At 60.3% G+C, this 13,875-nt stretch carries 10 protein-coding genes; 4 read left to right on the top strand and 6 right to left on the bottom strand.

What is annotated here, in order from left to right:
• Positions 1-3: 3 nt before the first annotated feature.
• From mapR to AB4O36_RS12055, 3 genes are all read right to left on the bottom strand, one after another.
• Positions 4-1,413, bottom strand: coding sequence for a GntR family transcriptional regulator MpaR (mapR, locus tag AB4O36_RS12065; protein WP_460141866.1), 1,410 nt, complete (start codon positions 1,411-1,413; stop codon positions 4-6).
• A 157-nt stretch (positions 1,414-1,570) separates the two neighbouring features.
• Positions 1,571-2,983 (bottom strand): cytochrome c oxidase accessory protein CcoG, encoded by a 1,413-nt coding sequence (ccoG, locus tag AB4O36_RS12060; RefSeq protein ID WP_460141865.1) that lies wholly within the window; start codon positions 2,981-2,983, stop codon positions 1,571-1,573.
• A gap of 195 nt (positions 2,984-3,178) precedes the next feature.
• Positions 3,179-3,412, bottom strand: coding sequence for a DUF3203 family protein (locus AB4O36_RS12055; RefSeq protein ID WP_460125382.1), 234 nt, complete (start codon positions 3,410-3,412; stop codon positions 3,179-3,181).
• Between the two features lie 121 nt (positions 3,413-3,533).
• Between AB4O36_RS12055 and AB4O36_RS12050 the strand changes: the two genes are divergently transcribed.
• The gene (locus AB4O36_RS12050; RefSeq protein WP_460141864.1) at positions 3,534-4,037 is read left to right on the top strand and encodes an MgtC/SapB family protein; all 504 of its coding nucleotides are present in this window, start codon (positions 3,534-3,536) and stop codon (positions 4,035-4,037) included.
• Positions 4,038-4,214: 177 nt separating this feature from the next.
• Here AB4O36_RS12050 and AB4O36_RS12045 read toward each other — a convergent pair whose 3' ends face one another.
• The gene (locus AB4O36_RS12045; protein ID WP_460125376.1) at positions 4,215-4,382 is read right to left on the bottom strand and encodes a hypothetical protein; all 168 of its coding nucleotides are present in this window, start codon (positions 4,380-4,382) and stop codon (positions 4,215-4,217) included.
• 206 nt (positions 4,383-4,588) lie between these two features.
• Between AB4O36_RS12045 and AB4O36_RS12040 the strand changes: the two genes are divergently transcribed.
• The 3 genes from AB4O36_RS12040 to glgB are packed head-to-tail and all read left to right on the top strand — an operon-like array spanning position 4,589 to position 12,199.
• Positions 4,589-6,583: an alpha-1,4-glucan--maltose-1-phosphate maltosyltransferase gene (locus tag AB4O36_RS12040; RefSeq protein ID WP_460141863.1), complete on the top strand. Its 1,995-nt coding sequence runs from the start codon at positions 4,589-4,591 to the stop codon at positions 6,581-6,583.
• Positions 6,584-6,623: 40 nt separating this feature from the next.
• Complete coding sequence (treS, locus tag AB4O36_RS12035; protein ID WP_460125370.1) at positions 6,624-9,965, top strand: maltose alpha-D-glucosyltransferase; 3,342 nt, start codon at positions 6,624-6,626, stop codon at positions 9,963-9,965.
• Positions 9,966-9,967: 2 nt separating this feature from the next.
• Complete coding sequence (gene glgB, locus AB4O36_RS12030; protein WP_460141862.1) at positions 9,968-12,199, top strand: 1,4-alpha-glucan branching protein GlgB; 2,232 nt, start codon at positions 9,968-9,970, stop codon at positions 12,197-12,199.
• A 121-nt stretch (positions 12,200-12,320) separates the two neighbouring features.
• On the opposite strand, the gene AB4O36_RS12025 is transcribed toward glgB, so the two are convergent.
• A complete protein-coding gene (locus tag AB4O36_RS12025) occupies positions 12,321-12,638 on the bottom strand; it encodes a hypothetical protein (RefSeq protein ID WP_460141861.1) in 318 nt (105 codons plus the stop codon).
• A gap of 38 nt (positions 12,639-12,676) precedes the next feature.
• Positions 12,677-13,744: an autotransporter domain-containing protein gene (locus tag AB4O36_RS12020; protein ID WP_460125364.1), complete on the bottom strand. Its 1,068-nt coding sequence runs from the start codon at positions 13,742-13,744 to the stop codon at positions 12,677-12,679.
• Positions 13,745-13,875: the final 131 nt, after the last annotated feature.

The raw sequence follows: 13,875 nt of genomic DNA, 5'->3' as shown, positions 1-13,875 counted from the left end.
CACTCAGAACGACCGCACAATCCGCCCCAACGTCTCCATTGCCCGCTCAGCCGTCTCACTCCACGGGCTGCCATAATTCAGGCGAATACAATTCCTGAACCGCTGGGTCGGTGAAAAGATCGGCCCCGGCGCAATGCTGATGCCCTGTGCCAACGCCATCTGGAACAATTTCAACGAATCCATCTGCGGCGGCAGTTCCAGCCAGAGGAAATAGCCCCCTGCCGGTTGGCTGACGCGGGTCTGCGCCGGGAAATAGCGCGCGATCGCCGCCAGCATGGCGCTCTGCTGTTCTTCCAGTGCGTAGCGCAACTTGCGCAGGTGCCGGTCGTAGCCGCCATGTTGCAGATAATCGGCAATGGCGGCCTGAGCCGGCATCGACGCGCACAGGGAGGTCATGAGCTTCAATCGCTCGATCTTCTGCGCATAACGGCCGGCGGCGACCCAACCCACGCGATAACCCGGCGCCAGGCTTTTCGCGAACGAGCCGCAATGCATCACCAGCCCCTCGGTGTCGAATGCCTTGGCCGGTTTGGGCGCCTGTTGGCCGTAATAGAGTTCGGCGTACACATCATCCTCGATCAGCGGCACCTGATGCCGGCGCAGCAGCGCCACCAACTCCTGCTTTTTCGCCTCGGGCATGGTCGCGCCCATCGGGTTCTGGAAGCTGGTCATGGTCCAGCAGGCCTTGATCGGGTGGCGCTCCAGGGTCTGCGCAAGCACATCCAGGTCCATGCCATCGCGCGGATGCACGGGAATTTCCACGGCCTTGAGTTTCAGGCGCTCCAGGATTTGCAGGCAGGCGTAGAACGCCGGTGCCTCGATGGCCACCAGGTCGCCGGGTTCGGTCACGGCTTGCAGGCACAGGTTCAGTGCTTCCAGTGCACCGTTGGTGATCAGCAGTTCTTCCATCGGCAGCATCAAGCCGCCCACCATGTAACGCAGGGCGATCTGGCGGCGAAGTTGCGGATTGCCTGGCGACATGTCGGTGACCACCATGCGCGGGTCCATTTCCCGAGTGGCGCTCGCCAGTGAGCGCGACAACCGCTGCAAGGGGAATAGCGTCGGGCTGGGGAACGCCGAGCCGAACGGTACTGTGGTCGGGTCCTTGATCGAGTCGAGTACCGAGAAAACCAACTCGCTGACGTCGACTTCGGTGGATTCGTTGACCTGGCTGCTGATCACGGGCTCCGAAAACGGGCTCGGTGCATGGGTGTTGACGAAATACCCGGAACGCGGACGGGCGCGGATCAGGCCACGTCGCTCCAGCAGGTAATAGGCCTGGAACACGGTGGACGGGCTGACCCCGTAGGTCTGGCTGGCGTAGCGCACTGAGGGTACGCGCTGGCCGGGGCCAAGGACACCGGAGCGGATCAGTTCAGCGATGTCATCGGCGAATTTTTCGTAGCGTTTCATTTAAAGCCCGCAAGGTGTCTTTTATTGAAATCCGGGTGACCTTATCGCGAGCAAGCCCGCTCCCACAGGTATTCGATTGCACACAAATCTGTGACCAACGCCGGACCTGTTGTAGGAGCGGGCTTGCCCGCGATAAGCCGCACCGCAGTCTAAAGGATCAACGATTCATCGGCGCAACAAACCGGCTCTTCGCCACGCTTGCTATTTCAGGCTCGTCGCTGTCCGCCACCCTGAAGCTCAGGGCCTGGGAACTGCTGGTCGCCCGCTCCGTGGTCATCACCACCGACACCGGCACATCGACAATCTCGCCAGCGGCCAGGCTCAGCTCGGTCTTGCCCTGCAACTCGAAACCCTCGCTGTCGACGAGGCTCAGTGTGTAGCTCTGGCGCTGCTGGGTCTTGTTGATCACTTTCAGGGTGTAGATGTTCTCGATCTGTCCCTGGCCGTTTTCGCGGAACAATCCACGATCCTTGGTCACGTCCAGCGATACCATCGGCCGTTCGGCCAAGGCGAATACCAATGCGCCGATCATCGCCACCAGCACCAGCGTGTACCCAATCAGGCGTGGCCGCAGCAGGTGCGTCTTGCCACCCTGCAATTCTCGTTCGGAGGTGTAGCGGATCAGTCCGCGCGGGTAGTTCATCTTGTCCATGATCGAATCACAGGCGTCGATGCAGGCCGCGCAGCCGATGCATTCCATTTGCAAGCCGTCGCGGATATCGATGCCGGTAGGGCAGACCTGCACACAGAGCTGGCAATCGATACAGTCGCCCAGGCCCACCTCGGCCGGCTTGACCTCGCGTTTGCGCGGGCCACGGTTTTCACCGCGGCTTACGTCGTAGGAGATGGCCAGGGTGTCCTTGTCGAACATGACGCTCTGGAACCGCGCATAGGGGCACATGTGGATGCACACCGCTTCACGCAGCCAGCCGGCGTTGAGATAAGTGGCGCCGGTAAAAAACAGCACCCAGAACAGACTGACACCCCCGGCCTGGAAGGTCAGCAGCTCTTCTGTCAGCGGGCGGATCGGAGTGAAGTAGCCCACGAACGTCAGGCCGGTCACCAAGCTGATTGCCAGCCAAGCCGTGTGTTTGGCCGAGCGTCGAATCAGTTTGTCCAGGCTCCAGGGCGCCGCCTGTAGTTTGATCCGCTGGTTGCGTTCGCCTTCGATGACCTTTTCGGTCCACATGAAGACCCAGGTCCAGGAACTCTGCGGACAGGTGTAACCGCACCAGACTCGACCGGCGAATACCGTAATGGCAAACAGGCCGAATGCGGCGATGATCAGCAGCCCTGACAGCAGGATGAAATCCTGCGGCCAGAATGTCGCTCCGAAGATGTGGAATTTGCTTTCGGAAAGATCCCAAAGCACAGCCTGGCGATCGCCCCAGTTCAACCAGGCGGTGCCAAAGAACAGCAGATACAAAAAACCGGCCCCCAGCAGGCGCAGATTTCGGAATCTGCCGGTGAAACTGCGGGTGTGGACCAGGGTGTCGGTGGACTTGGCCTTTATCTTCGAAGGTGAAGGCTCAAATGTTTCAATGGTTCGGACGGGGATTCTATCGCTCATGGTCTTTCGCTCATCAGCCTCCATCAGGCCGAGTGACTATGAGCGGGGAACTGTTTGCATAACAGACTCAGGTCTTTCAATAAAAAGCGGATCAGATGAATGCGCTGCGTTGGCCTGCGACAACATGAAGCATTGAGTGCAACGGCACGCGGGCGCCTATACCAGACACCCGCGCGGGACGTTGATGCAGGTCACTTAAATAACCGAATCACTGTCCGTGGCCTTCAAGTGTCGGCGACCATCCTCCGCGCCTGCAACGGTCAATGCGTCGGCTTCTGCTTCGGTGATGTAAATACGCTGGCCGTTGACATCCACAGCCGACATCGCCTTGGCGCCGTCGGTGATGACCGTCACGTCGGAACACAGGCGAATTTCCTCGCCGTTGTCGGTGGTGAAAAAACAGGTCTGGTTTTCGATGCGAACAGTCATGGGGAGATCCTTTTTCGGCGGGTTCTACAGTGTTAGGGCTCGACGCGCCGTCATCGTTCTGTGCAACTGATTAATGGTCGGTGTGGTCCATTCCCTATCAAATCTTCACAAGGATTACGCCATGGATGCCTGGTGGCATGAAGTCTGGGTCACCCTGCAAGCGGAGTTCGCCGACATCGGCGATGCCGCGCAGCTGACACGCATTACCGTCAGATTGCTGATCGCTGCGCTGTTGGGCGCCATTCTTGGTTTCGAACGCGAACACAAAGGCAAAGCGGCCGGGGTTCGCACCCACATGCTGGTGGCGCTGGGCGCAGCGCTGTTTGTATTGGTTCCACAAACGGCCGGTACCCAGGCCGACGCCATGAGTCGTGTGGTGCAGGGCGTCATCGCCGGTATCGGCTTTCTCGGCGCCGGTATCATCCTGAAAAACCAGGAAGGTGACGAAAGCCACGTCAAGGGCCTGACTACCGCCGCCGGTTTGTGGATGACCGCCGCCATCGGGGTTTCGGCGGGGTTGGGCAGAGAAGCGACGGCCGTGTTCAGCACGTTATTGGCACTGGCGGTGTTCAGCGTGATGCCGAGAATCGTGGCCAGGTTCGATAAAGACAAGGACGCTCCATGACCCCATCGCGAGCAGGCTCGCTCCCACACGGCTGACACCACCCCTGTAGGAGCGAGCTTGCTCGCGATGGTCGTGAACGATGACGCTGGCAGTCAGGTCCCCCGCGGCGCCTGTGAGCCCATCGCGAGCAAGCTCGCTCCTACAGGGTGACTATGTGTCTTCGTGGAACGGCGATCATCATCCCGGCGCAACAATGACTGGCGGCATCGTCCTCGGTGGTTCTTCCACCGGAGGCGGCGTCGTGCCGGGTGGGTCTTTCTCGGGAATCGGCTGCGGATCGGTCGGGGGAATGGTTGGCTTATCGATGTTCGGATCGGGTGTTTCAGCCGGGATTGGAATACTCATGGTTCAAGCCTCCGGTGGCACATGGCGTGAGTCGTGCTTAAGTTGATTGACCGCCGGTGACGTGAATTGATTCCGCTGCAATTGGCCTGAACTTTTATCCGGGCGTGTCGCTCGGAACCTAAGTGAGTTCATTTCGGGGCTGACGCCTTCGCGTGAAGGCCGGTCCTGCACGAGAGCGTCCTTGGGGCGTACAGGAGATAGGCTCGATGACTGGTGAGAAACCGACAGAGCTGAGCTACAACGCTCATTTGCCGCTGTCGCAGGCGTTGCTGATGCCGCGAATCGCGATTGAAGACACCATGCCGACGCTTGATGGCGGGCAGTTTGCCGTCAAGGCGGTGGTGGGCCGGGAGGTGGTGGTCACCAGCAAAGTGTTCGCCGACGGGCACGACAAGCTGGCTGTGCAAGTGCGCTGGCGGGCCGAGGGGGAGGAGATCTGGCAGCGCGAGTCGATGAAGGATATTGGCAACAACGGCTGGCGTGGCCAGTTCACGGTGCACACCCAGGGCCGTTATGTGTTCTGCATCGAAGCCTGGATCGATCAGTTCGCCAGCTTTTGTTACGAACTGCAAAAGAAGCACATGGCTGCCGTCCCGGTCAGTCTTGAATTGCAGGAAGGCCGCAATATGGTCCAGCACGCGGCTGAACGCGCCGATGGGCCGCTGAGTGAAGCGCTGGCGGCGTTGCACCATGAACTGGCAGGGTTGCTCGAAACCGAGCAGGTCGCCCTGTTCTTGCAGCCACGCAGCGCTGATCTCATGGCCCAGGCCGACCACCGTCCCTACCTGAGTTTCAGTCAAGAATTTCCGCTGGATGTCGAGCGTGAGCTCGCCGAGTTCGCCAGTTGGTACGAACTGTTTCCCCGCTCGATCACCGACGATCCTGCGCGTCACGGCACCTTCAATGATGTGCATTCCAGGCTCCCGATGATTCAGGACATGGGCTTCGATGTTCTGTATTTCCCGCCGATTCACCCCATCGGGCGCAGCTTCCGCAAGGGACCGAACAACTCCCTGACCGCTGGGCCGGACGATCCCGGCAGTCCTTATGCCATCGGCAGCCCGGAAGGTGGGCATGAGGCCATTCATCCGCAACTGGGCACCCGCGATGACTTTCGCCGATTGGTGGCCGCTGCTCGAGCACATGGCCTGGAAATCGCCCTGGACTTCGCCATTCAGTGCTCCCAGGACCACCCCTGGCTGCAGCAACACCCGGGATGGTTCAACTGGCGGCCGGACGGCACCATCAAATACGCCGAGAACCCGCCCAAGAAATACCAGGACATCGTCAACGTCGACTTCTATGCCGCCGATGCAATCCCGAGCCTGTGGACCGAGTTGCGCGACATTGTGGTGGGCTGGGTCGAGGAGGGCGTCAAGATCTTCCGAGTCGACAACCCACACACCAAGCCCTTACCGTTTTGGCAGTGGCTGATTGCCGATGTCCGGGCGCTGCATCCTGAGGTGATTTTCCTCGCCGAGGCCTTCACCACGCCGGCAATGATGGCCCGTCTGGGCAAGGTCGGTTACTCGCAGAGCTACACCTATTTCACCTGGCGCAATACCAAACAGGAGCTGGCCACCTATTTTGCCGAGCTTAACCAGTCGCCATGGCGCGAGTGCTACCGGCCTAATTTTTTCGTCAATACGCCGGACATCAACCCGGCGTTCCTGCACGAGTCCGGTCGGGCCGGTTTCCTCATCCGTGCCGCGCTGGCGACCATGGGGTCCGGCCTGTGGGGCATGTATTCGGGCTTTGAACTGTGCGAATCCGCGCCGGTGCCAGGGAAGGAGGAATACCTCGACTCCGAGAAGTACGAGATCCGCCCAAGGGACTTCAACGCGCCGGGCAACATCATCGCCGAGATTGCCCAACTCAACCGCATCCGTCGGCAGAACCCGGCCCTGCACACCCACCTCGGCCTGAGGATCTACAACGCCTGGAACGACAACATCCTGTATTTCGGTAAGCGCAGCGCCGACGGCAGCAACTTTATCCTGGTAGCGGTCAGCCTCGATCCGCATAACGTTCAGGAGGCCAATTTCGAATTGCCGCTCTGGGAAATGGGCCTGGCCGATGACGCCAGCACCCAGGGCGAAGATTTGATGAATGGCCACCGCTGGACCTGGCACGGCAAGTATCAGTTCATGCGCATTGACCCGGCGTATCAACCGTTTGGTATCTGGCGGATCACGATCTAGATAAGGTCGCGGCGTTTCTCGGATTCAGCAGGAGTTTCACATGGCGAAGAAACCCAAGGCAGCCACGTTCATCAAGGACCCCCTTTGGTACAAGGACGCGGTGATCTATCAGGTTCACGTTAAATCCTTTTTTGACTCCAATAACGACGGCATCGGCGATTTTCCTGGCTTGATCGCCAAGCTTGATTACATCGCCGAGCTCGGCGTCAACACCATCTGGTTGCTGCCGTTCTACCCGTCGCCGCGCCGTGATGATGGCTATGACATCGCCGAATACCGCGGTGTGCATCCGGACTACGGCACGCTGGCCGATGCTCGGCGCTTCATCGCCGAAGCGCACAAACGCGGCCTGCGGGTGATCACCGAACTGGTCATCAACCACACGTCCGACCAGCATCCCTGGTTCCAGCGCGCTCGCAAGGCCAAGCCGGGTTCGGCCGCTCGGGATTTTTACGTGTGGTCCGATGACGATGGCAAATACGACGGTACGCGGATCATCTTTCTCGATACCGAGAAATCCAATTGGACCTGGGACCCGGTCGCCGGCCAATACTTCTGGCACCGTTTCTATTCCCATCAGCCGGACCTGAACTTTGATAACCCGCAGGTGATGAAAGCCGTGCTGTCGGTGATGCGCTACTGGCTCGACATGGGTATCGATGGCCTGCGGCTTGACGCCATTCCCTATCTGATCGAACGGGACGGCACCAACAACGAGAATCTGCCCGAGACCCACGACGTCCTCAAACAGATCCGCGCCGAGATCGATGCCAACTACCCTGACCGCATGCTGTTGGCCGAAGCCAATCAATGGCCGGAAGACACTCAACTCTACTTCGGCGACACCGACAAAAACGGCCTCAATGGCGACGAATGCCACATGGCGTTCCACTTTCCGCTGATGCCGCGCATGTACATGGCGCTGGCCCAGGAAGATCGCTTCCCGATCACCGATATCCTGCGCCAGACCCCGGAAATCCCCGCCAACTGCCAGTGGGCGATCTTCCTGCGCAATCACGATGAGCTGACCCTTGAGATGGTCACCGACAAGGAACGTGACTATTTATGGAATTACTACGCGGCTGACCGGCGCGCGCGGATCAACCTGGGAATTCGCCGCCGCCTCGCGCCGTTGATGGAGCGAGACCGCCGACGTGTTGAACTGCTAAACAGCCTGCTGCTGTCGATGCCCGGCACGCCGACCCTGTATTACGGCGATGAAATCGGCATGGGTGACAACATCTACCTCGGTGACCGCGATGGCGTGCGTACTCCGATGCAGTGGTCAATTGACCGCAACGGCGGTTTCTCCAGAGCCGATCCGGCCAGCCTGGTGCTACCTCCGATCATGGACCCGCAATACGGTTACCTGTCGGTCAACGTCGAGACCCAGGCCGGCGATCCGCATTCGATGTTGAATTGGACGCGGCGCATGCTCGCGGTGCGCAAGCAGTCGAAGGCGTTCGGGCGCGGCACCCTGAAAATGCTCTCGCCGAGCAACCGGCGGATCCTGGCGTATACCCGTGAGTACACCGCAGATGATGGCAAGCAGGAAATCATCCTGTGCGTGGCCAACGTGTCGCGCAGCGCCCAGGCGGCAGAGTTGGACCTGTCGGCGTACGTGGGCATGGTGCCGGTGGAAATGCTCGGGGGTAATGCTTTTCCGCCCATCGGCCAACTCAATTTTCTCCTGACCCTGGCGCCTTATGGCTTCTATTGGTTCGGACTCGCATTGGAGAATCAAATGCCTTCCTGGCACGTCGAACCGGCGCAAAGCCTGCCGGACTTCACCACTCTGGTGCTGAAAAAACGCATGGAAGAACTGCTCGATACGCCGTCACGCGCGACGCTGGAGCAGGGCATCCTGCCGAGCTGGTTGCAGAACCGACGCTGGTTTGCCGGCAAAGATGCCGCCATCGACAAGGTGAACCTCGCCTATGGCGTGCGTTTCGGGGATGCGCAGCATCCGGTGCTGCTCAGCGAAATTGAAGTCACCAGCGGCGGGCAGACCAACCGCTATCAACTGCCATTCGGCTTCATCGCCGACGATCAGCTAGGCCCGGCGTTGCCTCAGCAGTTGGCGTTGTCGCGAGTGCGGCGAGGGCCGCAGGTGGGGTTGATCACCGACGCGTTCACCCTGGAAAACTTCATCCGCACCGTGCTCGCCAGCATGCAAGACAACAAGGTATTGCCTTGCAATGACGGTGAAATACGCTTCGAGCCGACCTCTGAACTTGCCAGGCTGGGACTTACGAATGAGTCCGAGGTGCGTTATCTGTCGGCGGAGCAGTCCAACAGCTCAGTGGTGATTGGCAATAGCCTGGTGCTCAAGCTGATCCGCAAAGTCGCCTCGGGCGTGCACCCGGAACTGGAGATGAGCGCCTATCTGACAGAGGCGGGCTTTGCCAATATTTCGCCGCTGCTGGGCTCCGTGGTGCGTCGCGACGAGAAGGGCGAAGACAATCTGCTGATGATTGCGCAGGGCTACCTCAGTAATCAGGGCGATGCGTGGGAGTGGACCCAGAACAACCTGGAGCGGGCGCTGCGTGACGAGCTGGCCGGCGCCATGTCTGAGCAGGAGCAGCATTACAACGCGCTCGGTGAGCTGCGCGATTTCGCCGGCATGCTGGGTCAACGCCTGGGAGAGATGCACCAGGTGCTGGCGGCGCCCACTGACAATACGGATTTTGCCCCGCAGATCACCACGGCCAAGGACGCCCAGGCCTCTGCCAAGGACGTCGCCGCGCAAGTGGAGCGCGCGTTGGTATTGCTCAAGCAGCATCAAAATGAACTGAACCCTGAGGACCAGTCACTGGTCAGTCATCTGCTGGACAACAGGAAGGCCATCCTTGCGCATGTACAGGCACTGGGAAAACAGGCTGCGGGAGGCTTGCGCATCCGTGTACACGGCGACCTGCACCTGGGGCAGGTGCTGGTGATCAAGGGCGATGCTTATCTGATCGATTTCGAAGGCGAGCCGGCACGGCCATTGGTCGAGCGGCGCGGCAAGCACAGCCCGTACAAGGATGTGAGCGGCGTGCTGCGCTCCTTCGATTACGCGGCGGCGATGGCGATCAACGTGCACAACGTCGACAACACCGAACAGGCCCAGGCTGCACGGCAGCGAGTGGCCGAGCGTTACCTGAATGAAGCCAGGCAGGCATTTATCGACGCTTATCGGCTGGCAGCAGCTAGTCTGGGACATGCGTGGCAAGATCCGGGAGGCGAGGACGCCGCGCTGGCGTTGTTCGGTCTGGAAAAGGCGGCGTACGAGGTGGCCTACGAGGCAGAAAATCGACCTACCTGGTTGCCGGTGCCATTGCACGGTTTGTATGGATTATTGAATGGGCTTAAACCCTTTTCCGATCTTGGTGGAGAGTAGTCATGAGTTTCTCGAACAAGGAACAGGGGCACGCCACTAGGGCGCCATTGCCAGGATCGCGGGAGATCGACGCTTTGGTGCGCGCCGAACACCAGGATCCTTTTTCCATTCTCGGCCCCCACGGCGACGGTGCCGGCGGTCAATTCATCCGGGCTTATCTGCCCGACGCCTTGAGTGTTCAGGTGTTGAGCAAGGAGACCGGCGAAGAGCTGGGCGCACTCCAGGCCACTGACCGGCCCGGGCTTTTTGTCGGGCATTTCGAACGGGCACAACCGTACCTGTTGCGGATACGCTGGGCCGGTGGTGAACAGGTGACAGAAGATCCTTACAGCTTCGGCGAACTGCTGGGCGAGATGGACTTGTACCTGTTCGCCGAAGGCAATCACCGCGACCTCAGTGCCTGCCTTGGCGCGCAACTGAAGAATGTCGAAGGCGTTGATGGCGTGCGTTTCGCCGTATGGGCGCCCAATGCCAAGCGGGTTTCGGTGGTCGGCGACTTCAACAACTGGGACGGACGTCGCCACCCCATGCGTCTGCGTCATCCCACGGGTGTCTGGGAGTTGTTCATTCCACGCCTGGGGGCCGGTGAAGCCTACAAATACGAAATCCTTGGGGCTCATGGCATCCTGCCACTCAAGGCTGACCCGATGGCCCTTGCCACTACCTTGCCACCGGACACGGCGTCGAAAGTGGCGGCGCCCCTGAAGATCGACTGGCAGGATCAGCAATGGATGCAGGCACGGGTGGAGCGCTCGCGCCCCAGCGCCCCCCTGTCGATCTACGAGTTGCACGCCGGTTCCTGGCAATGCGAGCTGGATGAGGCGGGCGAGGTGTCTCGCCAATACAGTTGGCGTGAGCTGGGTGAACGGCTGATCCCGTACGTCAAGGAGCTGGGTTTTACCCATATCGAGCTGATGCCGATCATGGAACACCCATTTGGTGGTTCGTGGGGTTACCAGTTGCTCTCACAATTTGCCCCGAGCGCTCGCTACGGCACCGCGGATGAATTCGCCGAATTCGTCAATGCCTGCCACCTGGCTGACATTGGCGTGATCCTGGATTGGGTGCCGGCGCATTTTCCCACCGATACCCATGGCATGGCCCAGTTCGACGGCACCGCGCTGTACGAATACGGTAATCCGCAGGAAGGCTTCCACCAGGATTGGGACACGCTGATCTACAACCTGGGCCGCACCGAAGTGCACGGCTACATGCTGGCCTCGGCGCTGCACTGGCTCAAGCATTTCCATGTCGACGGCCTGCGCGTCGATGCAGTGGCGTCGATGCTTTACCGCGACTATTCACGCAAGGCGGGTGAGTGGGTGCCTAACCGTCACGGCGGTCGCGAGAACCTGGAGGCGATCGATTTCCTGCGTCACCTCAACGACGTGGTCAACATCGAAGCGCCTGGTGCGCTGGTCATTGCCGAAGAGTCGACAGCGTGGCCCGGCGTCAGTCAGACCACACAGCAGGGTGGCCTGGGCTTTGACTACAAATGGAACATGGGCTGGATGCATGACTCGCTGCATTACATCCAGCAGGACCCGGTCTACCGCGCCCATCATCACAATGAGCTGAGTTTCGGCCTGGTGTACGCTTGGTCAGAACGCTTCATCCTGCCGATTTCCCACGACGAGGTGGTTCACGGCAAGCACTCGCTGATCGACAAGATGCCCGGCGACCGCTGGCAAAAATTCGCCAACCTGCGCGCCTACCTCAGCTTCATGTGGGCGCATCCGGGCAAGAAACTGTTGTTCATGGGCTGCGAGTTCGGCCAGTGGCGCGAGTGGAACCATGACCAGCAACTGGATTGGTATCTGCTGCAATATTCGGAACACCAAGGCGTGCAGAAGCTGGTGGGTGACCTCAATCAGCTGTATCGCACGGAACCTGCGCTGCACGATCAGGACGACGTACCGCAGGGTTTCCAGTGGCTGATTGGTGACGACGCGATCAACAGCGTCTACGCCTTCCTGCGCTGGAGCAAGGACGGGCGGCCTGTACTGGTCGTTGCCAACTTCACCCCGGTGCCGCGTGCGGAATACCGCATTGGTGTGCCAATTGCCGGGCGTTGGAATGAGGTGATCAACAGCGATTCCTCGACCTATGCCGGTTCGAATTACGGCAACGGTGGCGGGGCATCGACCGAAGAAGAACCGAGCCATGGGCAAGCCTTGTCCCTGGTGCTGAACTTGCCGCCGCTGGCGGTGTTGATCCTGCGACCGGAGGGTTGAGTCGATCACGTCGCGAGCAAGCTCGCTGTAGGAGCGAGCATGCTCGCGATGGTGGCCCAGGCACCGCAGGGCGTCAGGTGCCCAGCGTCATCGTTGGCGACCATCGCGAGTAAACTCGCTCCTACAGGGGAATGCGGACAACTGTAGGAGCGAGCATGCTCGCGATGGTGGCGCAGACATCGCGGGGCAGCAGGACACCAGCGTTATCGTTGGCGACCATCGCGAGCAAGCTCGCTGTAGGAGCGAGCATGCTCGCGATGGTGGCCCAGGCACCGCAGGGCGTCAGGTGCCCAGCGTCATCGTTGGCGACCATCGCGAGTAAACTCGCTCCTACAGGGGGAATGCGGGCAACTGTAGGAGCGAGCTTGCTCGCGATGGTGGCGCGGACACCGCGGGGCAGCAGGACGCCAGCATTATCGTTGACGACCATCGCGAGCAAGCTCGCTCCTACAGTTGGTCCGCGCAGGCAATGGCCCTTCACCACCGCATCCGCACCCCCAAACTGCCAATCAACCCATTCAAGTCATTGTCATCGACATCACTGCTGTAGTCGGCGCTGACGTACAGGCTCACGACCGGCGTGACCCGCGCCACCAGGCCCAATCCCACTTCGACTGTGGACGATTTGCGGCTGCTGCTGATCTTGTCGACCTGATCCAGGCTGACGGTATTGCCGGTGTACACGGTGTGCCAGACGTTGGTGCGCACGTAGGGTTCGAATCCGAGGCCGTTGATGTCGTAGCTCCCTTTCAATCGGGCACCCACCCGTCCGCTCCAGGACGTCATATCGCTGGACGAGGCGTTACCGGACCCCGCGTAGGGTGTGTCCAGAGTGATGCGCTGGTTGATCAACTGCGCTTGCGGTTCGACTACCCAGTTTTCACTCAGGCCAATCGGAAAACCACCTTCAACCGAGAGAGTCACTGCACTGCCTTCTGTTGCCTGTCGCGCCCCTTGCTGGTTGCGGGTGAAGCCGTTGACGCGGCCACCACTCGCGGTCAAATCAACGTGCCAACCCTGGGGCCCGGTCAGGCTCCAGTAGGCGCCGAGGCTCTGGCCTTGCAGGTTCAGTGTGTCAGCGTTGGGATCGGACAGAGCGCGATTGGTCAGCGGGCCGTTGCCATTGCCCAGAATCTGGTTCAGGCCACCGATCAGGCCGACCTGCTGGACGTGGCCGCTGCCGCTCTGCAAGGTCACAATCGCCGGGCCCTTGTGAGCGTTGCTGCCGGACAGACTGCTCCCCTGGGACTCATAGTCCGTCTGGGCCTGGCGGGATGCCTGCCCGTAGAGTTGATCCCAGGCCGAGGGTGAGGCGTCTTGAGTGGTCAGGCCGGAACTTCGCGTATCGGACGCGGCGCTGAAATGGCCGGGATAGCTCATCGCAACCGAGGGCAAACTGAGTACACGGACCTGCTGGTCGTACCAGGGAGTTGTCTCTTCCTCGGCAGGTGAAGCCTGCACTTCCATGGAGGAACACAGCAGGAGTGAACTCGAAACTGTGCAGAAAGTGACTTTGATCTCTTGTTGGGTGAATGAAGTTTTCATGGAGGTCTACCTTGCAATCGCATGGGGTATCTCGCTGTGGCGTCTCTCCTACCCCGAACGAGGGGCGACCGAATGGAATGGGGCAAGCCGCTGGCCGCCCGTGTTCACGGGTGTCTGGTGGGGTGCCCCTG

The sequence above is a fragment of the Pseudomonas sp. S2_E01 genome, from assembly GCF_054668365.1.
Note: the sequence above shows the minus strand (reverse complement) of the source record. Positions and strands in the feature narration are given on the sequence as shown.

Coding starts and splice junctions, on each gene's coding strand:
- mapR (WP_460141866.1), bottom strand. CDS start 1,413: ATGAAACGCTACGAAAAATTCGCCGATGACATCGCTGAACTGATCCGC.
- ccoG (WP_460141865.1), bottom strand. CDS start 2,983: ATGAGCGATAGAATCCCCGTCCGAACCATTGAAACATTTGAGCCTTCA.
- AB4O36_RS12055 (WP_460125382.1), bottom strand. CDS start 3,412: ATGACTGTTCGCATCGAAAACCAGACCTGTTTTTTCACCACCGACAAC.
- AB4O36_RS12050 (WP_460141864.1), top strand. CDS start 3,534: ATGGATGCCTGGTGGCATGAAGTCTGGGTCACCCTGCAAGCGGAGTTC.
- AB4O36_RS12045 (WP_460125376.1), bottom strand. CDS start 4,382: ATGAGTATTCCAATCCCGGCTGAAACACCCGATCCGAACATCGATAAG.
- AB4O36_RS12040 (WP_460141863.1), top strand. CDS start 4,589: ATGACTGGTGAGAAACCGACAGAGCTGAGCTACAACGCTCATTTGCCG.
- treS (WP_460125370.1), top strand. CDS start 6,624: ATGGCGAAGAAACCCAAGGCAGCCACGTTCATCAAGGACCCCCTTTGG.
- glgB (WP_460141862.1), top strand. CDS start 9,968: ATGAGTTTCTCGAACAAGGAACAGGGGCACGCCACTAGGGCGCCATTG.
- AB4O36_RS12020 (WP_460125364.1), bottom strand. CDS start 13,744: ATGAAAACTTCATTCACCCAACAAGAGATCAAAGTCACTTTCTGCACA.